This is a genomic window from Chryseobacterium sp. AG363 (genome assembly GCF_003610675.1).
GTDB classification, from domain to species: Bacteria; Bacteroidota; Bacteroidia; order Flavobacteriales; family Weeksellaceae; genus Chryseobacterium; species Chryseobacterium cucumeris.
On sequence record NZ_RAQF01000002.1, the window covers coordinates 1,443,499 to 1,465,481 of the forward strand.

The window sequence follows — 21,983 nt, forward strand, 5'->3', positions numbered from 1 at the left end:
TTATGGTAGCCCAAAATTAAAATCTTATACTATTTTGTTTATTACAACTTAATCTGATAAGTTTTCATTATTCACATATTATTGAATAATATGCTATGAATACTATCTGCTGTGGATCTCTACTGTCACTGGCATTACGTAAGTATAGGCAACCATATTATCAGTTAGTTTTTTGCGATCTACCCTGTAGTCGAGATCACTTAACACGGTTTCAATTTCTTTACTTACGGTTTTACAGTCTCCACTGGAGTGAACGTTTACAATTTTTCCGTTTTTTGCGATATCAAATTTCACCACTGAGTTTACGGTTCCCTGCTTGTAATCAGGATTGGTAAGGTCAAAATTGGCTTCTAATTTATTTCTGATATCGTTAAACGTTTCACTTTTGCTCAGTTGAATTTCCTGAATGGTATTATGATCTGTAGTCTGAGCTTTAGCAGTGTTCAAAACAGCAGCAAATCCGCAAACGAAAAGTGAAGCCATTACTATTTGAATTCTATTTTTCATAACTAACTGGTTTTAAATATTATACTAACCTATTTTTGTATCTCTTAACCAAAGTTATTAAAAATAATTCATATTAATTTTACATTGAGTTAACATTGGGTTAACATTAAAGATTAATTAATTGATTATCAGTTTGATAAATTTTAAAAATAATTGAAAATTTAATATTGGAAAGGTATTTTAAGCATAAAAAAGGCTAAACCTTATGAGTTTAGCCAATTATTATCTCGATTTTCTTATTTTAAAAATGCTCTATAAATTTTATGAATACTTACTCCAGTTCCCTCTTCAGGAACTTTCCAGTCAAGCTCTTCTTAGACTTTACAATTTCCTCGGGAGTTCCCAGTGCTACAATCTGTCCGCCATGTTTTCCTCCTTCTGGACCTACATCAATAATATGGTCTGCTAATTTGATCACGTCCATATTATGTTCGATGATGATGAATGAGTTTCCAAGTTCTACCAATTGGTTGATGGCATCCATCAGGATTTTTACGTCTTCAAAATGAAGTCCTGTAGTTGGTTCATCAAGAATATAAAGGGTATTTCCGGTTTGTCTTTTTGCTAATTCAGTTGCTAACTTGATACGTTGTGCTTCACCTCCTGAAAGGGTTGTCGACTGCTGTCCAAGGGTAATATACCCTAAACCTACATCCTGTAATGTTTTTACTTTTGCAAAAATCTTAGGAATTGGCTGGAAGAAATCTACGGCTTCATCAATCGTCATATCCAATACATCAGAAATTGATTTTCCTTTGTAACGAACTTCCAGGGTTTCTCTGTTGAAACGTTTTCCGTTGCAGGTTTCACAGTGCACGTATACATCCGGAAGGAAATTCATTTCAATCACTTTCAATCCTCCACCCTGACAGGTTTCACATCTTCCGCCTTTTACATTGAAAGAGAATCTTCCCGGTTTATATCCACGGATTTTACTTTCCGGAAGCTCTGCAAAAAGGTTTCTGATATCGGTAAACATTCCGGTGTAGGTTGCAGGGTTCGAACGTGGCGTTCTTCCGATTGGAGTCTGATCTACATCTACAATTTTATCAATATTTTCTAACCCTTCAATTTTCTTGTATGGTAACGGTTCCTGAACCGCTCTGTAGAAGTGCTTGTTAAGGATCGGATACAATGTTCCGTTAATCAGAGAAGATTTTCCGCTTCCTGAAATTCCGGTTACTACAACCAGTTTTCCAAGAGGAATATCCAGGGTTACGTTTTTAAGATTATTCCCAGTAGCTCCTTTTAAAACAATATTTTTACCACTTCCTGCTCTTCTTTCTTCAGGAATTGCAATTTTTCTTTTTCCATTGATGTATTGAGCAGTGATGGTATCGGCTTTCAATAAATCTTTTGGTTTCCCCTGCCAAAGAATTTCTCCACCGAATTTTCCTGCTCTCGGACCAATATCCAGCACCTCATCAGCTTCAAGAATCATGTCTTTATCATGTTCTACCACCAATACAGAGTTTCCAATATCTCTCAGGTTTTTCAGGGAATGGATGAGTCTTTCATTATCTCTCTGGTGAAGCCCGATACTTGGTTCATCAAGAATATACAGCACATTTACCAACTGAGATCCGATCTGTGTTGCCAGGCGGATTCTCTGCGATTCTCCTCCGGAAAGTGTTTTTGAACTTCTGCTCAAACTTAAATAATCCAATCCTACATCCAGCAAAAACTGAAGTCTGGTTTCAATTTCTTTTAAGATCTCATGAGCAATGATTTTATTTTTTTCGGAGAATTTATCTTTAACATCAGCCAGCCAGTCTTTTAAATCCGCTAAGCTTAAAGCATTAACCTCAGCAATGTTCTTTCCATCAATTTTAAAACTTAAGCTTGAAGGCTGAAGACGGGTTCCGTGACATTCAGGGCATATTTCTTCTGTAGTAAAATGTCTTTCCAATAAAACAGCTTCATATGAGTCTCTATCCTCAATAATCTCCTCCATGAAAGCAATCAGACCATCGAAACCAATTTTTATTTTTTTGGTAATTCCGGCGTATTTCAGGTCTTTATTAAACTCTTTATGACATCCCTTATAGATATAATCCAATGCTTCTTCAGGAATATCCTGCAATGGCGTTGTTAATCCTAATCCAAAGATCTCAAGAATGTTTTTGATCTGTGACAGAATCCATTTGTTGGATTTAATATCTTCCAACGGCAGTAATCCTCCCTGATTGATAGATAGTTTCGGATTGTCTATAAAGTAATCGGTATTGATTTTTTTAATAGTTCCCAAACCTTTACAATTCGGGCAGCTTCCTTTTGGAGAATTGAATGAGAAGGTATTGGGTTCCGGCAGTGCCAGAGAGTGTCCGGTTTCAGCATCCATCAGGTTTTTGGAAAAATATTCGATATCTGTACTTCCCAATTTCTGAATTCCGATAATTCCTTCTCCCATTTCCATTGCTGTACGCAATGATTTCTCCATTCTTCCTTCTGAAGCATTCTCACCGATGATCCAACGGTCGATAACGATATCGATGTCGTGGGTTTTATAACGGTCAAGTTTTAAATCATATTCAATATCCTGCAGTTCACCATCAATTCTTGCCTGCCCGTAACCTTTTTTGGCCATCTGAACAAAGAGCTCATGATAATGTCCTTTTCTGGAACGTACCACTGGCGCCAAAAGCATGATTTTCTCTTTTTTATAATTTTCTTTGATGGTTTCAAGGATCTGATCTTCGGTATAGCTTACCAACTTCTGCCCTGTAGACAAAGAGTACGCATCTGAAACTCTTGCATACAAAAGACGTAGAAAGTCATACAGTTCAGTAACGGTTCCGACAGTAGAACGCGGATTTTTATTGGTTGTTTTCTGCTCGATAGCAATAACCGGAGAAAGTCCTTCAATTTTATCTACATCCGGACGCTCCAATCCACCTAAAAACTGACGGGCATAGGCAGAGAATGTTTCGATATAACGACGCTGGCCTTCCGCAAAAATAGTATCGAAAGCCAATGACGATTTTCCACTTCCGGAAAGGCCGGTAATCACGACCAATTCATTGCGTGGAATTTTTACATTAATATTTTTCAGGTTGTGTTCACGTGCTCCGTAAACTTCTATATATTCTGTTGATTTGCTCATAATTTGGAGTGACTTTGCCTGAAAATCACAACGTGCAAAAATACGAAATTTTATAGACTTTTTTTGAATATAAATGGGATAAAAGTTTCATAAAAAATTCTTAGGTTTTGTTAAGACACTGAACCCGATGTTATTGAATTTTTCCGGAATGATTTTATATTTTTCAGATCATTATCTTTGGGCTGAAGCCAATGGAAGCTCATTTATTAAAAAACGGGCTAAAGCCCGTTCCTATTGATATGATAAAATATATTGAGATTAAAAAAGGTATAATCATAATTACAAATTTTCATTTGCACGTATAGTATTCCCAGACAGCGTGACTGATATCTGAGATGATTTTTTCCGTATCTGCCATTTCTTCTTTAATATTTTTAAGATAAATGGATAAAATCACATGTTTTCCATTTGGAAGTTTTATAATTCCTACATCATTCATTGCAGCGCGTAGATTATTTTCATTTCTTCCGGAAATTCCTGTTCGGTGGGCCAATTCTGTACCTACAGGCAGTCCCGCTTTCATCCAGGTAAGCCCTCTTGAAGTTTCTACCATCACCTGATACAGGTATTTTGTAGTTTCTTTTTTCAACACTTTTCCTTTATAGAATTTTTCTAAAAGTTCTGTGGTTGCCAAAGGCGTTGTTGTATTCAGATAACATTTTTCAAACGAGGACATTTCCTTCTCATTTACTTTTATGGTAAAATCTTTAATCCCCTGCTTATTAATAAATTTCTGTACTGTCTCCGTTCCGCCAATGATGTTCAATAAAATATCACAACCATTATTATCACTGTGGGAAACGGTATATCTTAATAACTGATCTAAGGTAAGATACATATTCCCCTGAGGATATTCTTCCCGGATCGGACTCCAGGTTTCGGGTAGCAGATCTTCTTTTTTGATGAAAAACTTTTGATCCAGTTTTAATATACCTTCGTCAACCCGGTTTAAAACAGCTAAGGCAATGTGAAATTTGAAAACACTCAACATTGGAGTTTCTTTATTTCCGTTGATGCTCAGTGTATCTTTATCTTCTATTCCTTTTAAAGATATTCCAACAGTTGCATTTTTTGTAGAGATTATCTGATTAATTTTATTTTTCAGATCTTTAATAGTCTGGCTTTTTAAATGAGCACCAAAGAGGAGGAGAAGTATTAAAAGTGATATTTTTTTCATTGAATTCTGATCTTATTCTGAACATTACATTAAAAATGCCGTAGCGGGTACGGCATTTATTTTTTCAACTTATTTTATAAGAACTACATATCCTGGAAATCAACATCTTCATTGGTAATCCTTACGATATATTCGATTCCATCAATGGCTTTGGCAATAATCTGATTTCTTATAATATTGGCCATATTTTCCCAATAGGCTCTTCCGTAGAAAGAATAGTTCTGCGGAATGATTTCTACCTCAACAGTTCTTACAAAACCTTCTTTTGGTTTGTTGCTGATCATCGTTCCTCTTCTTACCCTTACTTCTCTTACCTCATCTTTCAGAATCATGCGGCAGTAGTTTTTAACGTCTTCCAAAGAAATGATCTTATCTCTGGTTGTCAGGGCATATTTATACGCCTGAATACTATCCGTTCCTTTTTGTTCCTCAGCTCCACCTAACGTTTCGGTAAGCAGTACCACAGTCTGGGATTTCAACTGGTTGGAAAGTTCAGTTCCCGGACGCATATGATTGGCCAGCGTACAGTGTGTTACCCAAAAAGAAGCGTAGGTATGATCGGTTTTTTCCACCGGTTCCATGATTACGTAATTCAGCTCCTGTCTGATATTCCTTTTGGCATTATTTACTTTCTGCACCATGGATTTCATTTTGTCAGACATTTCACTTAAGACTCCTTTTACATTATCTCTGTTCAAAAGGGAAAATGCAGCAATTTCATCTCTTGTCAGTTCCAGAACATTGGCAATCATATCTACTGCATTTCGGCTGGTAAAACGCTCCATTCCTCCTTTTCTTACGGTATACAACCCTTTTTTAAGATCATCGGCCGGGGTGAAAGGAATTTCGGTATATCTTCTGCCGTCACCATCCTGTACCTCATCCACATAAAGAAAATGCTCGCCTTCGTCTGTTACCAAAGGAATATTATTTCCCATGATATCAAGGCTGTATTCTGTTTTTTTCCAACCTCTGTTGTAGATAGGAAAAGCATTCAGTACAAATGAGAAATTATCCAGGATTTCTGCTGAAAACTGTGGTGGAAACTCAAACGTAAGCCACAGATAACTTTTATTATCCAGAAATTTAGTAATTTCTTCTTTTCCAGTCAGGAAATCAAGGTTCTGTGGAAGCTGTCCCGGTTCTGAGAACAGACTTTGAGAGATTCCTGTTACTTCAATAAATTTATGGCGATAGATACTTTTAATATCCTCAATCACCTTATTTCTGATGGATTGTTCTTTGAACATCTGCTCGTAACCATCATTCTGACTTTCTGTAAGATAGCTCAATCCTTCTCTTACAAACAGAGGATTCCCATTACTTGAAACCGTGATATACGGTAATAATTTGTATACGAAATCAAGGTGCTCGAAAGCAGGATTGGAGCAGAATATGCTCAGGTATTTGGGAAAGTTTTCACTTACATATTTGCTTACATCTACCCCTATTGTTATTTTTCTGTAATCTTCAGGTCTTCCCTGAAATCTTGCAATAGGAATTTTGTTGAATCTGTCATCGATGCTGTAGCAGGTATTTCCTACAAACATGATTGAAGTGTGAACTTTATTGATTCTCACATTTCCTACAGGAGTAAAAGGAATGTTCAGCTGCTTGTCTGATTCTGATTTTACCGTGGAAGTCATCTGTTTACGGAAGAAAAATTCCGTGTGTTCCAATAAGATCTCAGAAGACTCATAAGGCTGCGTAAAAGCTACAGAATGAGCCGGAATAGGATGGGTATAAATGGACGGTGTAAGCAGTTTTGCCAGTTTTTCCAATATACGGGCATTCACCGTCTGTATTTCATTATTCGCTTTGAAGACCTCTGTACTGAATGCGTCTATCAGCAGTTTTACAAAAGGATCTAAAGACTGCGGGCTTCTTAGTCCCCATACTTTAGTTGCATTCTGCAGCATTCTTGCTTTTACAGATTCTTTGGAATAAATATTCTGATCTAAATTCATAATTTTCTTTCGCTGTTAAAAATATTAATCAATAGACATCGGGCTTAGAAACAATTCTGTTGAAAAACTAAAACGTTCTCCTGTTGCTTCCATTTTTGCATTGATGGCAATTCTTACTTTCTTTTTAATTTCGGTGTGTTCTTTAGTATCGTAGCTGTGCTCTACGAATTGTATATGAGCATCAATCTGCGGGTTTACGATTCTTGGTTCATATTCCTGAATCTGTCTTCTTAAGCTTTTGATAAAAACGCTTTCCCAGATGGCACTTGTAACTCCATTATCGAATTCAAGGTTCCAGACATCGTTTCCATAGTTTTCATCATATCTGTTCTCCCCTTTTTTGGTGGTGATCAGCAGCATAATATTGTGGGCAATACTTTCCCCCATATCGCAGGTATCGATACTTCCGCCTTCAGTCATTAAAGTAGACGGTACGAAAGGCATTCTGTAATTTGGTGTATCCATAACTTATTGTTTTTACTTCATGGTCCTGTTCTAAAAACGAAATACCAAAATACGCATTTTCGGCAAATAATGATGACAATACTTTAAATATTATTCAAAAATAAGGGCCTTCAAATTGAATTGAAAGCCCTTTAATCTGTTACATTTTTATTTTATTTTATTTTAAGCATTTGCTTTTTTTCGGTTGATAAAATAGTACACAGGAAGTCCCAGCAATACCAAAACAAAACCAGGCCATGTATATTGCTGCTTGTAAATAAGCAACAGGATACAGAAACATGTTCCTATGACAAGATAAATAACCGGCGTTACAGGATAAAGCCATGTCTTATAAGGTCTTTCCAGCTCCGGCTGTTTCATTCTTAAATAAATAACCCCAAAAACCGTAATCATATAAAACAGAACGATCACGAAAGAGATCATATCCAATAAATTTCCGTACTGCCCGCTCAGACATAGAATTGATGCCCAGATTCCCTGCATCCATAAGGCATTTTCAGGAACTTCATTTTTATTATTTTTTTCTGCCGATTTAAAGAACATTCCGTCTTTTGCCATCGTCTGGAAAACTCTTGCTCCCGCCAGAATCAATCCGTTATTACATCCAAATGTAGAAATCATAACTAATAAAGCAATGATGATCGTTCCTGCACTTCCGAAAATATTCTGGGATGCCGCTACCGCCACTCTATCATTGGCAGCAAATGCAATTCCATCTCTGTCCAGAGCATTTAAGTAGACATAGTTCACCGCGATGTAAAGGATCATTACAGCAGAAGTCCCGTAAATCATTGATTTTACTACATTTTTTTTAGGGTTTTCAATTTCTCCGGAAACAAATGTTACACTTTCCCACGCTACAGAGCTGAAGACAGAACCTACCATGGCAGCAGCAATTCCTCCTAAAAGAGTCATTCCTCCAATCGGTTCCCAGCCTTCTTTAAGGAAATTTCCGCTCAAATCTTTTTTAAGGTTATTAAAAGAATCTGTTCCCCAGCTGAAGTTTTCTGCTAAATTAGAAATGTCTACCAATATAAAACCGGCGGCAATCAGTCCCAGTAATGCAATAATTTTGGAACCGGTAAAGATATTCTGAAGAATTTTTCCGCTCTCTACTCCTCTGGTGTTGATATACGTAAGCAACAGAATCACAGCAATTGCCAGAATCTGTATCCAGGTAATTTTAAATTCACCACTCTGGAAAATAGGGGCAGCATCGTTTAATGAAGGAATCAAATACGCTGTAAATTTACCAAAAGCCATTGCTACGGCAGCAATTGTTCCGGTTTGTATTACGGTAAACAATCCCCATCCGTAAAGGAATCCCATTCTTTTACCAAAGATTTCTTTCAGGTAAGTATATTGCCCTCCGGCTTTCGGAAACAGTGCGGACAGTTCTCCATAACTTATGGCTGCGGCTACTGTCATTATTCCTGTGATCACCCACACCACAATGAGCCAATATCCTGATCCCAGGTTTCGCATCATATCAGCACTTACAATAAAGATCCCGCTTCCGATCATAGATCCCATCACAAGCATGATGGCATCCCATAGTTTCAGTTTTTTTTGCATAGTCAAGTATAGGAGTCAAATATAATCAAATCTGTCTTTGATTTTCAATTTTGTTGAAAATTCATCAAAACACCTGTTTTTTGTCATTTTTTATTCCTTTATGATTCAATTTTAATTAGTATTTTTGAAAAAAATATTAAACATGAAATTTAAAGTTTTATTATTTGCTGCCGCTTTTACAGGCTCTTCATTAGCATTTGCTCAATCCGGACCACCAGAAGGGAAAGCTTTGGTAGGTGATACTTATGGAAGCCAGGTAACTTCATCTGCTGTATCCAAAGCGATCAGCGTAGATAAATTGAATAAGCAGCTTAAAAAAGACAACAAAAAAGTTGAGAATGTATCTATTAAAGGAAAAGTAACTGACGTATGTGACAAAAAAGGTTGCTGGCTTACAATCCAGACAGAAGATAATTCTAAGTTTTTTGTAAAAATGAAAGACTATGCTTTCTTCGTACCTACAGCTTTAAAAGGAAAAAATGTAGTATTGGATGGTAATGCAGAAAGAAAAGTAATTTCTGTAAATGAGCAGAAACATTATGCAGAAGATGCTAAACAGCCACAGTCTGAAATTGATGCCATTACTCAACCTAAAGAAGAGATCAGATTTGTGGCGAATGGAATTAAAGTGGTTAAGTAAGCTTAATTATTGAATAAAATCTATAAAATTAGATTTTGGCTAAAACCGGATGAATATTTTTTAACATTCTATAGGATAAAGCCCATTTCTATTGAATATAAATTTTATTTACTAGTCAAATTCTGAAATCAGATATAAAAATACAAATTCGGCAGGCCTAAAGGCCTGCCGAATTTTTTATAAGATGATATTAACTGATCTTATTATTTACTCAGTTTCTTTTCTTTTTCTAACATTACCGGATAAACAGGTAGAAAATCATACGATGGATAAAACTCTGTCTTGAATCCACCCCAAGCTCCGCTTTCAAAAACCTGATTCACTTCTCTTGTGTATTCAGGTTTAAATCTTAAAGTAATAATCTGTCCTATTCCCATCACAACATTCCAGGATACAATACGGGTGTGACTTTTATTGAGCTTCTGATAAAATTTTTGCTTCATCACTCTTGCCTGGATTGAGTCCACAGGATTTTCCTGCATGTGGCGGAGGATTACGGTCACCATTACACTATCATTTGCTTTATAGGGAATGGCAGACTGATTTTGTGCCATCAAAGGCGATCCCATACTTATCAATAAAATTAAGGTCAGAAAATTTTTCATCATAATAATCCTTATTAATTAATTTAGTAACGGAGATTATCTTTACACCATTGTTTTAATCTTCAATTTTAAATTCTACCACAGCATCCAGTTTAGGATATTTAGTTGCAGAAATAAATTTCTTTCCGGTACAGTCTATTTCCAGCCAGCCTTTCTTTTGTTTTACGTCCCCTGCTTCCATCACAAAAGGAATAAAAGAAATTTCATTCTTTCCTTCTTCTTTGATCTCCCTGTACTGAACGGCAATATCCAAAATACATTCATGCTCTGTATTCAGCTTTACATTTCTGTAAATAACATCATAATGCGTTTCCTGGTTCTCGGGAATTTCAAGGTAAGTTTCCCAGCCTGTAGTATCAGAGTTCAGTTCACTGATTGCTTTTAATGCATAATAAAGAGCAATTGTATAGTATTTTCTTGTTCCTTTCCGGGTATAATCTTCAACAAAGTGCCCGCCTTCAAATAAGATGGTTGGCATTCCTGCTTTGATAAAGTTATCTCCGGTAGAAGTCGGATAAAATTCATCAGAATATCTTCCGATCTGGTTGGGAATCATTTCTTTTAAATGATTGTATACACTTCCGATAACTGCCATGCATTTTTTCCTGTTTTCAGTAACCGTACGTTCTACGTTTTCAGAAGGTGCTAAAAAGGAAAGTGTAGCAGGATGGATACCATCAGTAGTAAAAATGGTTCTCTGCTCATGAAGGTTTAAAGCATAATCGTATTTTTTGGAAGCAGCTGCTTTCTTCAGGAATTTAATCTCTTTACTTGCTTCATTATGAAAATCTCTGTTCAGGTCAATATCGGCTGCATTTAATCTGGTCCATCTTTCAGATCCGTCCGGATTCAGCATGAATATAAAATCAAGTTTTATTTTACTGAACAAATCTTCTTTCATTTCGGGAGCTTTATCAAGACTTATCAAAAGGTCAAGCATAGCATGGGTTGCATTGGATTCATTTCCGTGCATTTGTGACCAGGCCAATACCTGAATGTTTCCGGTTCCGATGCTTAACTGATAAATAGGTTTATCTAAATAGGATGTTCCGATCTCCTGAATATAATCGCTGAGATTGTCCTGTAGATAGGAAAATAATTTTTCAGGGGAAATATAGCGATTTGAGAAATCGGGGTTTTGTGAATAGATCTGTTCAAAATTCATTGTAGGAATAGTTTACAAGAATCAAATTTAGCCATTTTTAGTCAAAAACTTAAATTAACATTTGTAAATACTAGTAAAATTTACAAATTTACATTTGCCATCTGGTTTTAAAATTGTTTACAAGGTTTAAATTAGACATTTTTTGAGTTATGAATACGGTTTAACAATTGTAACCTTATTAAACAACAGCGAAAGACAAATTGTCTGTGGATAAAATTGTGGATTGCGAATAATTTAATTAAATATATTTAAAATATTAAAAACCAGTTATTTATAAAATCCATCTCAATTGTTTTTATAACATCACTTTAAGTGGTTAAAAGGCTTTAATTCATCATTTAAGAGTTATTTTATTAAACATTTAAATTGTGGATAACCTTGTTGTTTATCGTTGTATACATATGTAAAATAAGTAAACAATCAAACAGATTTCTGAAAATGACTCAAATAACACTTTTTTTAAGAGCTTTACTCTTTAGTAAAATTTGTTGTTTAACAGGACTATTGTTTTTCTTTCAACTTCGCCTAATATAAACTTAAAATAGTATGTTTACATCAGTAATTTACTAATGTAATTCTACCAAAAGTACTTTTATATGCTTTATAAATGGTATTTATCTATAATTCTGTTTCCGGAAATGATTTAAGTAGTTTAATAATGTATATTCTATTTTTAAGGATATTTAATAGACAAAATAACTCCGTCAATGGATTAAAATTACATTTTTAAACCATTGCTTTGGAAGAATATCAGTCTTTTAATAGATATAAATAATCTGTTGAGCGTTGTAATAATAGATTGGATAATAAGTAGATACATTTGTAATTTATGCATAATTATCTGATTTTAAAATAATTAAAAGCGTGTTACAAATGTATACAAAAGAAATTTTATTTTATTTACATTTGTATTTTGCATTTGTAAATTTTATGTGTTACATTTGTAAAATAATTAATAGCTTATTTTTATGAGTTTAAATGAAAGAATTTCCAAAATTATAGAGTATTCTCGTCTTACTCCTTCTGAGTTTGCAGATGAGATTGATGTACAGCGTTCGTCTATTTCTCATATCACATCAGGAAGAAACAAACCGTCTCTTGAATTTATCATAAAAATAAAATCCCGTTTCCCGGAACTTCTTTGGGACTGGCTTGTTACCGGTGAAGGTGAGATGCTGAAATCTCAACTTCCCGAATCAGAAACTAGCGAAGGAAATACTGAAGAGGAAAAAATAAAAACAACTCCACTACCCGACCTTTTCACCATGATGAATGACGATGATGAATTTGGAAGTGATGAAACGGAAGCAGAAGCTCCAGCGTCAAGTCCTGGAGAATCGTTTATACCAGCCCAGGATAAAGCTCCGGAAAAAATATCGGATTCTCAGCGATTAGAAAATTCCGACAATCATATTTTAGGTCAACTATTTGGTAATCAGCAAAGTAAAATAAAACGTATCGTTCTCTTCTACGAAAACGGAAAATTCGAAAGTTTTGAGCCTTAAAAAACCTGATCAAAGAAGATGATCAGGTTAAAAAATATTTGAAGAAGAAAACTAAAGCTATTGCTTTATTTTATTTTAAAATTTTTACAGGATACAGTTGATAGGGTTTTTCTTTTTTATGATCATCTGTTCCTATAATTATAGTTTTTACAATTTGGGCTATTTAAAAGGGTAATAGTACTGGATTATTATATTGTTGAGATTCTATTCTAAAACAGAATTATAACAGTAATTGAAATTATTTTTTTTTGCATTCGTTTTATGGCTCTATCAAATATAATTATTTAAAATCAAATCAGCAATAAAAATAAAATTATTTTAATATATAATCACAACAACAGACAATTTTTTCGATTATTATTAATTTATATATTTTCCCAGTCGCTTAATTTCAATAAAAAAGACCTGCAAAACTGCAGGCCCGATATATATTGTGGACAATATTATTATTTCTTTCTTCTTTCCAATTCTTTTTTGATCAGTCCAAGCTCTCTTCCGGTTTGTCCGGCTACAGAGGTATTTTCCTGGGCTCTTCTCGTCAAATATGGCACAACATCCTTTACAGGTCCGTACGGAAGATATTTAGCCACATTGTAGCCTTTATCAGACAAATAGAAGGTGATATTATCACTCATCCCGTAAAGCTGTCCGAAATAAACGTGCGGATTGCTGCTTTCCAGAGATTTTGCTTTCATTTTATCCATAATCAGCTCAGAAGAGATTTCATTATGGGTTCCAAAGAATGCTGACACTTTATCCAGATGATCCATCACAAAATCAATTCCTGCATTATAGTTCTTATCTGAAGCCTCTTTGGTTGGCTGAATCGGATCTGCGTACCCTTTTTCTGCTGCTCTGGCTCTTTCTTTTTCCATATAAGCACCACGAACGATTTTGTAACCGATGAAGTAATTTTTCTCTCTTGCTCTCTGAAGATGTGCCTCCATATACTCCAGTCTTCCGGTTCTGTACATCTGGATGGTATTCCAAACGATAGGTTTTTGCTGGTTATATTTCTCCATCATTTCTTCACAAAGATGGTCTGCTGCGTCCTGCATCCAGGTTTCTTCAGCATCTACCATTACTTTTTTATCATGTTCATGACAAAGACTGCATACTTCATCAAATCTTTTTACGACTCTTTCCCATTCTTCTTTCTGGCTGGTAGTAAGTTCTGCTCCTTTTCCAACAGCTTCATACAGATCAATTCTTCCGAAAGCAGTAGGTTTAAAAACAATAAAAGGAATTGCCGGATTTCCTACTGAGAATCTTACAATGTCCTTAATTTCTTTGCAAACCGCATCAAAGGTTTCCTCATCTTCTTTCCCTTCAATGGAATAATCAAAAATACTTCCAACTCCTCTTTTGAACAGCTGCTTCACCACTTTCATACTTTCTTCACGGGTTTCACCACCACAGAACTGTGCAAATAAGGTATTTTTTACAATTCCGGTTACGAAAGGAAAGTTATTGTGTACTGTGAAATTCAGAACAGATGTTCCAAGGCTTGTAAGAGCGGGCTGTTCAATCATTTTAAACATCCAGTAAGCCTTTCTCAATTGTGCATCAGACTTGTCTGCAAATGCAATTTTAGTATCATTAAAAATGGGCATTCCTATTTATTAAATTTAGTTATGCAAAGGTAATAATAACCTCAGTTTATTTAAAGAATTTTTTTACAATTTATGCTCTATTCCATTTAAAAGCATTGCAATGATTCCAATAAAAACCCAGAAACGTAATATATTCAATGTAAATAAGTTACTTCTTCGGGAAGCATTTAACAGGAGATAAATGCATACGATCATAACAAAAAGCCCTCCGGCAAAATAATAGGCCATAAACCCGGTAATACCAGTTTTTGTAATAATCTTCATTGAAACTACCATGGTAATGATGAGTAAAGAAGTCAGAATAATTTTTGTATTTCTGCTTTTAAAATAATTGGGAATTGTAGTGTATCCGAATGTTTTATCCACACTTCTGGTAAGAGTATCTTTCACAATATCAATACAGAGAAGGATAAGAAACAGAAAGACAGCCATCAGGAAAACCTTTTTGGAAAAGGTTTCGTAATACACCATCATTCCAAAGAACGGATACAGGGTGAGACTGACAAAAGTGAGATTGTTCAGTATCAGTATTCTGCTCAGTTTATGACTGTAAAACCACATAAAGAACTGATATACCACAAAAAAGGCAAATACATTATGAGAAATCATCCAGGCTACCCCTAAAGAAATAGCACTGAGAGCCAGGTATGCATAAAGAAAATATTTCTGTTTGATGAACCTCTGTAACCTTGTTCTGAAAGGTTTTACCAAATGATCTTTCTCCAGGTCATAGAATTGATTGATAATACCGCCTGCCAGAATCGTAAGGACGGTGCAAAAAATAATACCGTGAACTTTAAAATCAAAGACAAATTTTCTGAAAGATTCATCCTGATTGAACAGGAAAAAAGTAGAAACATAAAGAGCAAACGTCAAAAGAGCGGCTACAAAAAAACGTGCTCCGAGGAGAAAGCCCACGAATTGTGAAAATCTGTAAAATAGAGATTTTGAGAGATAATTTTTAGATTGGAAAGGTTCTTTTTCAGAATTCATTCCAATCTATTTAAAATCTGTAAATCACTTCTTTTTGGAAGCCATCAAGCATTTTTTCTGCTTTTGCATAATCTTTGGTAAATCCTAAGATATAGCCGCCTCCACCGCTACCGCACAGTTTCAGATAATAAGCGTTAGAATCCAGACCTTTTTTCCAGATATTAAAAATACTTTCAGGGATCATAGGACGGAAATGTTCATAAGCCCAGTGAGAAAGCTTTTTAAGATTTCTAAAGAAAGGGTTCATGTCTTTTTTAAGGAAAGATTCGATACATGCGTTGTTATAACGGATAAACTCTTCTTTCAGGGTTTTACGGAAACCTTCTGTTTTCATTTTTTCGAAGAAAATCTGGATCATAGGACCTGTTTCTCCTGTCATTCCGGAATCAATCAGGAAAATGGCTCCCTTTCCTTCTTCACCTTCCGGAATATCTACCCTGTCTAAATTTTCTTTATTTTCGATAAGGATTGGCAGATTCATATAACAGATCAGCGGATCCATTCCTGAACTTTTTCCATGGAAATAGCTTTCCATTTCACCGAAAACAGCTTTTAATTTTTTAAGATTATCTTTTGAAATGTTTTCAGGGTTCAGTTTGCTGACTGAATATTTTTCAAAAATAGCAGCTACCAAAGCCCCGGAACTTCCCACTCCATATCCCTGAGGAATATTGGAATCAAAGAAAAGTCCGTTTGAAATATCATTTTTGAAGCTCTCGATATCCAACTTAAAATCGTCGGAAAGATCGAGTGCTGTAAGAAATTCAGAATATTTCTGCAGATGTCTGTTGGAATTAAGTTCAAATTCAGAACTCAAATCTGAAAATTTCAAAGTTCCTTTATAGAAGCTGTAGGGTACTACAAGCCCCTGGGAATCTTCAATCATTCCATATTCTCCAAACAGGATTATTTTTGCATAAAATAAAGGGTTGGTCATATTGACAATAAATCTTTTTGCAAAGTTAAAAATTATTCCGCTGAATATAAGCAAAATTCAGGCCGAATTGTCTCCTATTTTACTTTCTTCAGTTCTTCTATTAAAAATACGAAAAAAAAATGGTAAATAAATATAATTTCATAGATAAAATTCAATGAATTACCTTGACAAAAAAAAGACGTTAAAAATAACGTCTTTTAAAATTATAATGTTTCTCTGTCTTTTCTCATTTTAACGTTCAGGAATCGTATTAAAATTAATCCTGCTCCAAAAAATATGGTCATTGATAAGGCTGCAATACGCATATTATTGAAATGTTCAATCAATGTTGCAAAGATAAATGTTCCGATAATGATGGCAATTTTCTCCAAAACATCATAGAAACTGAAGTAAGTAGTGTTTTCCATTGAGTTTTCAGGAAGTAATTTTGAATAGGTGGATCTGGACATTGCCTGAAGGCCACCCATTACCAAACCTACTACAGCTGCTACTCCATAAAACTGATATTCTACTGTAGGATTTTCTTTGTTCAGGAAATAAGCCCAAAGACAAGCTACAATCCACAGGATAATCGCAATTGAAATAACATTTCTGTTTCCAATTCTCTTTGATAACCGTGAGAAAATAACCGCCCCAATGATTGCTTCAATCTGAATCACCAAAAGAGTTCCGATCAGTTTATCCTGAGCAAGGTTAATTTCACTCTTTCCAAATAATGTAGCCATAAGGAAAATAGTCTGCATTCCTACACTGTAAAAGAAGAAACTCGAAAGGAAGAATTTCAGATTTCGATCTTTGAAAAGCTCTCCGCCTACTTTAAACAGTTCGTGAAAACTTTCTTTTGCAATATCTTTATAGAAGCTCAGGTTATCTTTAAATACCTCAAAGAAACCACCCTGCTCTTCATGTTTTTTGAAGATATTCTTATAGTTCAGGAGTACTAAATCTTTAGGAAGTTTATCTTTCACATCCCCAAATTGAGGAAGATGTTTGAATGTATATTGAGAAAACCCGAACCACCATGCTCCTGTTAAAAGGAAACTGATTCTTGTAAACAGTAGCTGCTGGGCTGCTCCTTTGGCAAAAACCTGAATCAATACCAAACAGATGACTACTAAAACTACCGAGCCGATATATCCGTAAACATACCCTCTTGCAGAAAGCGCGTCCTGTCTGTCCGGTGTTGCAATATCCGGGAGGAAAGAGTTATAAAAAACTAAACTTCCCCAGAAACCGACACTGGCTGTAATGCTGAATAAAAGTCCCAGAAATACATTATGCATTCCCGTAAACATGGCCAATCCCATACAAGATGTTGCACCAAGATAGCAGAAAAACTGCAGGAAAGACTTTTTGTTTCCTATGGTATCCGCTAATGAAGATAAAAATGGAGACAGCAATACTACGATAAAGAATGATATGGTAAGGGAATACCCATACACCGCATCCGGCTGATATTCTTCGCCAAAAATTTTGATCATATGCCTCACCGGAACATCAATCCATGTTTTTGTTTCCGCTACATATTCTTTCTTCTCGTAAGCAGTGGTCAGGATAGAGTAATAAATGGGGAAAATGGTAGAGGTAATCACCAGGGAATAAACAGAATTTGCCCAGTCATATACAGCCCAGGCTTTCATAATTTTCGGATTATTCTTTATGTTTTTAGGCTGTCGATTCTCAGTTTCAGACATTTCAAATATATATTAGTAGCACAAAAATAGAAAAACTACTGAATATTCTACGGTTTTTAATGTTATTTTGAAAATAATAATTGTAGGGTATTGAAATAATTCAGCAAAGTTTTAATCTTATTTTATACTTTTTAAAGGTGATAAGGTATTAATCAATGCTTTCGTCTGTGTCCTTAAAGGCCAGACGGTTCATATGATCAATCTGAATGTATGATTGAAGACAATATCATTCTATTCTGCAACAAAAAATCGGGGTCTTTGTACCCCGATTTGTATATTTTAAATTGTATGTCTCAATTATAAGTTTTCAATCACAATTGCAGAAGCACCGCCACCACCATTACAGATAGCTGCAGCTCCGTATTTCGCATTATTTTGCTTCAATACGTTGATCAATGTAACAATGATTCTTGAACCTGAACTTCCCAGTGGGTGTCCTAATGCTACAGCACCTCCGTTTACGTTTACTTTAGCAGCATCTAATCCTAAGATTTTGTTGTTAGCTAATCCTACTACTGAGAAAGCTTCGTTGAATTCGAAGAAATCGATATCTGAAACTTCTAATCCTGCTTTTTTAAGAGCAATAGGTAGAGCTTTTGCCGGAGCTGTTGTAAAGTTTTCAGGCTCCTGTGCTGCATCAGCATAAGAAACGATTTTTGCTAGAGGCTTCAATCCAAGTTCTTCCATTTTTTCTTTGGAAACAAGGACCAACGCAGAAGCACCATCGTTCAGAGTAGATGCGTTTGCTGCTGTTACAGTTCCTTCTTCTTTTTTGAATACCGTAGGAAGTGTTGAAATTCTATCGAAGTTTACTGCTTTGTATTCTTCATCTTCCGCAAAGATTACTGGCTCTCCTTTTCTCTGAGGAATAGAAACCGGTACAATTTCTTCGTTGAATTTACCTTCGCTCCAAGCTTTTGCGGACCTTTTGTAAGATTCTACAGCGAAGTTATCCTGATCTTCTCTTGTAATATTATAGTCTGTAGCACATTTTTCTGCGCATACTCCCATATGTACTTTGTTGTACACGTCTGTAAGTCCGTCAAGTACCATTCCGTCAAGCATTTTGATATCGCCTAACTTTGTAGCCACTCTTGCATTGTAATAATGAGGAACTAAAGACATGTTTTCCATACCTCCTGCAACAATTACTTCTGCATCACCAGCTTTAATAGCCTGAGCTGCCATTGTTACAGCCTTCATTCCTGAAGCACAAACTTTATTGACTGTAGTAGAAGGTGTATTGATTGAAAGACCTGCTCCTAAAGCAACCTGACGAGCCGGCGCCTGGCCTTCTCCTGCCTGAAGAACATTTCCCATATAGATTTCCTGAACCTGATTAGGATCTAAACCGATTTTATCTAATGCTCCTTTTACAGCAGTTGCTCCCAGTTTTGTAGCCGGAACTGTTGATAAGCTTCCCATAAAACTCCCCATAGGCGTTCTTACTGCGGAAACAATGAATACTTCTTTCATGTATATAATTTTTATTTAGCTGAAACGGAATAAGGATTCCGTTTTTATAGTTAGAATTTATTTTACTTTTACGTATACTATATCAAATTGAGTTCCTTCAATTTTGGTATTCACTTTCAGAATATTATCCTGAGTAGCTACTATTTTATTATTGAAGACATCTCCTATCTGTGCGGGGTCATTTTTATCGGATTTCTCCAATACGATTGCTTTATAATTGCAGTCATCCACAAAAACCAATGTCGATTTGATAAAGTCTTTTCCATTATTGAAATATTCGGTTTGAACATTATCTTTAATGGTCATATACCATATTGCTTCCGGGTAATTGGGCCTTACAAACGTTCCTTCTTTTATATTTGTACATTTAGGCGGATTATCCGGTTTTTTCTGTCCCGTTGCCTGAGCTTGAATCTGTGTAGCTGCTGTCAACAAAATTCCTGCTGAAAAAAGTGTTAAGAAGTTCATGTTTATATTTGTGTTCTGTTGTTAACTTTTTTATTTCCTCCTGCAAAAACCATCAGAAAAGCGCCTAAAAATTCTACAGCCCAACCCCATTTCAGTTTAACAATTCCGGCAAAAGTTTCCTGCCAGGATTTGAATGGTAAAAAACTAAAATATTGCAGCGACTGCATTTTTACAGCAACCAGGGTAAATCCGAATAAAAGAATAAGCAGAATACCAAAAAACCTTACTATTTTGGAACTGTTATTTACAATTCCAAAAACAGCACAAGCAGAAAAAATCCAGCATGCTATAGCCAGATAATGATCAAGCTTCCAATAGTTCCAGTTCCCTATTACAGGCACATGTACCAAGGGTAGAAAACTACCTATAATTACTAACAGTAATCCTAATAACTGAATATTTTTCATATTTACTAAAGTGCCAAAATACAAAAAAAAACACACTTTTAAATAGGGTGTTTTAAAAATAGAAATTCCGTTCCCGAACACTTGTTAGCTACAAAAAAAATTCAGTATTTTTAACTATTTTACAAATAAAAACAAAATTTATTATCAAATTAAAAATAACCACTTGCAGTTTATATCACGATAGAACTCCATATTTTTCTTCTGCAAAGCTTTATCGCATAAAAGGATATCTGAAAATAAAAAAATTGCATTTTTTTTCAAAAATGCAATTTAATATCTTAGTAAATATAAGTTTCAATTAGTGTTTCACTGATGAAACATCTTCCGGGTTATGTTTATGTTTAAACAGTACGGCAAAGAAAACCGCCAGTATTAACGCATAAATTGCAAAAGAAAGCCATATCTGCTGCCAGTCTTTTACCATCACCACAGAGGAAAGGGTTCCATCTGAATTGACAGCTGCATTGAAGCTTTTCTTTAAAATGTTCAGGAAAGTAGGATTATCAGGGGTTGTCTGCAGGTAAGCAGAAAGATCTGAAGCCGTAGAAAACTTGTGGGTAAAGAACTTATCAATAGCCCATCCTGCGGCATAACTTCCGAAAACCGCTCCAAAACCGTTGGTCATCATCATAAATAATCCCTGAGCCGAAGAACGTATCTTTTTATCAGTAGTTGTTTCCACGAAAAGGGATCCTGAGATATTAAAGAAATCGAAAGCCATTCCGTACACAATACATGAAAGAATGATTAATGAAAGTCCAAATCCGTCCGGAACACCATAAGCAAAGAATCCGAATCTTAACACCCAGGCCAGCATAGACATCAGCATTACTTTTTTAATTCCAAATTTCTTCAGGAAGAAAGGAATTGCCAAAATAAACAGTGTTTCTGAAACCTGAGAAATTGACATGATAATGGTAGATCTCTGTACTACGAATGAGTCTGCATATTTAGGGAAATTAGCAAATTCACTTAAAAATACGTCACCATAGGCATTGGTAAGCTGAAGAGCAGCTCCCAAAAGCATTGAAAACATAAAGAATAATGCCATTTTATAGTTTCCAAAAAGCTTAAATGCATTTAAGCCTAATTGCTCGGATAACGGCGAATTTTTGTCAATCAGTTTTTGAGGTGGACATTTTGGAAGTGTAAGGGCATAAATGCCTAAGAAAATGGCTACAACACCTCCGATATAAAACTGACCTTCTGTTGCTTTATTTCCACTAAGGTTGGTGATCCACATGGCAACAATAAAACCAATAGTTCCCCACACACGAATCGGTGGAAAGTCTTTCACTACATCCAGATTGTTATTTTTCAGGATTGTATAAGAAATTGAATTGGCCAATGCGATGGTAGGCATGTAGAAACACATGGCCACAAGCATTACCGAAAAGAAGGAATTCGGATCTGCAGAATGAGGCAGTATAAAAAGAATAACCCCATAAAGAATGTGTAATACTGAAAATATACGCTCCGCATTTACCCAGCGGTCAGCGATAATTCCAGTAATGGTTGGCATAAAGATAGAAGCAATTCCCATTGTTCCGAACACAGCTCCAAACTGAGTTCCATCCCAATGTTTTGTGCCAAACCAGAAGTTTGCCATCGTAATCAGCCACGCTCCCCAAACAAAAAATTGGAGAAAACTGAGGATGGTCAGTCGTAATTTTAAATTCATAGTTT

18 protein-coding genes are annotated in these 21,983 nt (G+C 35.4%); 2 read left to right on the top strand and 16 right to left on the bottom strand.

Features of this window, described 5'->3' with window-relative positions; translation table 11 throughout:
• Window positions 1-102: 102 nt before the first annotated feature.
• The 6 genes from DEU39_RS06445 to DEU39_RS06470 all read right to left on the bottom strand — a co-directional run bounded on the left by DEU39_RS06445 (window position 103) and on the right by DEU39_RS06470 (window position 8,794).
• Window positions 103-507 (bottom strand): hypothetical protein, encoded by a 405-nt coding sequence (locus tag DEU39_RS06445; protein WP_120231345.1) that lies wholly within the window; start codon window positions 505-507, stop codon window positions 103-105.
• A 271-nt stretch (window positions 508-778) separates the two neighbouring features.
• Window positions 779-3,610 (bottom strand): excinuclease ABC subunit UvrA, encoded by a 2,832-nt coding sequence (gene uvrA / locus DEU39_RS06450; protein WP_120231346.1) that lies wholly within the window; start codon window positions 3,608-3,610, stop codon window positions 779-781.
• Window positions 3,611-3,899: 289 nt separating this feature from the next.
• Window positions 3,900-4,787 carry a class A beta-lactamase, subclass A2 gene (gene bla, locus DEU39_RS06455; protein ID WP_120231347.1) on the bottom strand — a complete coding sequence of 296 codons (888 nt, stop codon included), beginning with the start codon at window positions 4,785-4,787 and terminating at the stop codon, window positions 3,900-3,902.
• An 83-nt stretch (window positions 4,788-4,870) separates the two neighbouring features.
• Window positions 4,871-6,754, bottom strand: a complete 1,884-nt coding sequence (locus DEU39_RS06460) for a type VI secretion system baseplate subunit TssF (RefSeq protein ID WP_062674952.1) — start codon at window positions 6,752-6,754, stop codon at window positions 4,871-4,873.
• Window positions 6,755-6,778: 24 nt separating this feature from the next.
• Window positions 6,779-7,219, bottom strand: coding sequence for a GPW/gp25 family protein (locus tag DEU39_RS06465; RefSeq protein WP_120231348.1), 441 nt, complete (start codon window positions 7,217-7,219; stop codon window positions 6,779-6,781).
• A gap of 162 nt (window positions 7,220-7,381) precedes the next feature.
• Complete coding sequence (locus DEU39_RS06470; RefSeq protein ID WP_120231349.1) at window positions 7,382-8,794, bottom strand: APC family permease; 1,413 nt, start codon at window positions 8,792-8,794, stop codon at window positions 7,382-7,384.
• A 142-nt stretch (window positions 8,795-8,936) separates the two neighbouring features.
• Between DEU39_RS06470 and DEU39_RS06475 the strand changes: the two genes are divergently transcribed.
• On the top strand, window positions 8,937-9,434 hold the full coding sequence (locus DEU39_RS06475) for a DUF4920 domain-containing protein (RefSeq protein WP_062674957.1): 498 nt from the start codon (window positions 8,937-8,939) through the stop codon (window positions 9,432-9,434).
• Between the two features lie 203 nt (window positions 9,435-9,637).
• Here DEU39_RS06475 and DEU39_RS06480 read toward each other — a convergent pair whose 3' ends face one another.
• Together DEU39_RS06480 and DEU39_RS06485 are read right to left on the bottom strand one after the other, a co-directional pair.
• On the bottom strand, window positions 9,638-10,042 hold the full coding sequence (locus tag DEU39_RS06480; RefSeq protein ID WP_228432515.1) for a hypothetical protein: 405 nt from the start codon (window positions 10,040-10,042) through the stop codon (window positions 9,638-9,640).
• Between the two features lie 52 nt (window positions 10,043-10,094).
• A complete protein-coding gene (locus DEU39_RS06485) occupies window positions 10,095-11,204 on the bottom strand; it encodes a M14 family zinc carboxypeptidase (RefSeq protein ID WP_062674961.1) in 1,110 nt (369 codons plus the stop codon).
• Window positions 11,205-12,172: 968 nt separating this feature from the next.
• Between DEU39_RS06485 and DEU39_RS06490 the strand changes: the two genes are divergently transcribed.
• Complete coding sequence (locus DEU39_RS06490; RefSeq protein ID WP_120231350.1) at window positions 12,173-12,709, top strand: helix-turn-helix domain-containing protein; 537 nt, start codon at window positions 12,173-12,175, stop codon at window positions 12,707-12,709.
• 446 nt (window positions 12,710-13,155) lie between these two features.
• Here the strand turns inward: DEU39_RS06490 and DEU39_RS06495 are convergent, their stop codons facing one another.
• The 8 genes from DEU39_RS06495 to DEU39_RS06530 form a co-directional block, all read right to left on the bottom strand.
• Window positions 13,156-14,322 (bottom strand): proline dehydrogenase family protein, encoded by a 1,167-nt coding sequence (locus tag DEU39_RS06495; RefSeq protein ID WP_120231351.1) that lies wholly within the window; start codon window positions 14,320-14,322, stop codon window positions 13,156-13,158.
• A 63-nt stretch (window positions 14,323-14,385) separates the two neighbouring features.
• Window positions 14,386-15,315 (bottom strand): UbiA family prenyltransferase, encoded by a 930-nt coding sequence (locus DEU39_RS06500; protein ID WP_120231352.1) that lies wholly within the window; start codon window positions 15,313-15,315, stop codon window positions 14,386-14,388.
• A 10-nt stretch (window positions 15,316-15,325) separates the two neighbouring features.
• Window positions 15,326-16,252, bottom strand: coding sequence for a mevalonate kinase (locus DEU39_RS06505; protein WP_062674970.1), 927 nt, complete (start codon window positions 16,250-16,252; stop codon window positions 15,326-15,328).
• 203 nt (window positions 16,253-16,455) lie between these two features.
• On the bottom strand, window positions 16,456-17,946 hold the full coding sequence (locus DEU39_RS06510) for an MFS transporter (protein ID WP_062674972.1): 1,491 nt from the start codon (window positions 17,944-17,946) through the stop codon (window positions 16,456-16,458).
• A 297-nt stretch (window positions 17,947-18,243) separates the two neighbouring features.
• On the bottom strand, window positions 18,244-19,422 hold the full coding sequence (locus DEU39_RS06515; protein ID WP_120231353.1) for an acetyl-CoA C-acyltransferase: 1,179 nt from the start codon (window positions 19,420-19,422) through the stop codon (window positions 18,244-18,246).
• 57 nt (window positions 19,423-19,479) lie between these two features.
• Window positions 19,480-19,890: a hypothetical protein gene (locus DEU39_RS06520; RefSeq protein ID WP_062674975.1), complete on the bottom strand. Its 411-nt coding sequence runs from the start codon at window positions 19,888-19,890 to the stop codon at window positions 19,480-19,482.
• A 2-nt stretch (window positions 19,891-19,892) separates the two neighbouring features.
• Window positions 19,893-20,297, bottom strand: a complete 405-nt coding sequence (locus DEU39_RS06525; RefSeq protein ID WP_062674976.1) for a hypothetical protein — start codon at window positions 20,295-20,297, stop codon at window positions 19,893-19,895.
• A gap of 298 nt (window positions 20,298-20,595) precedes the next feature.
• Window positions 20,596-21,978, bottom strand: a complete 1,383-nt coding sequence (locus DEU39_RS06530; RefSeq protein ID WP_062674979.1) for a nucleoside permease — start codon at window positions 21,976-21,978, stop codon at window positions 20,596-20,598.
• Window positions 21,979-21,983 lie beyond the last annotated feature (5 nt).